This is a genomic window from Streptomyces sp. SID3343, assembly GCF_009865215.1.
Lineage (GTDB): Bacteria > Actinomycetota > Actinomycetes > Streptomycetales > Streptomycetaceae > Embleya.
Map to the genome: position 1 here is coordinate 1 of NZ_WWJX01001545.1, position 363 is coordinate 363.

Sequence of the window (363 nt, forward strand, 5' to 3'; positions counted from 1 at the left end):
CTCGCGGCGGTCGACGCCGCCCTGGCCGACGGCGAGGCCGGCGCGCAGCGGCTCGGCGCGATCGTCGACCGCCTGGTCACCGGTCTCGGCGGACACCTGCGGCACGAGGAGGACGACGCGCTCGACCTGATCGACGCCTACGCGACCTCGGACCTCCTCCAACGCTTCGGCGCCGCGCACGCCACCCGCATCGGCCCGGACGGCTCCCGCTATCTGCCGTGGCTCCTCGACGGGGCGAGCGAGGAGCGCACCGACGCCGTCCTGGGCCGACTGCCCGAGCCCGCGCGCTCGGCCTTTCACGGCACCTGGCGACCGGCCTACATCGAACTGAACCGTTGGGCCGGCACCGCGCGTACCCCCCGC

At 75.8% G+C, this 363-nt stretch carries 1 pseudogene; it reads left to right on the forward strand.

Annotated features, from left to right (window positions below):
* A pseudogene (locus tag GT354_RS49130) lies at nucleotides 1-363 on the forward strand (hemerythrin domain-containing protein); the annotation flags it as partial.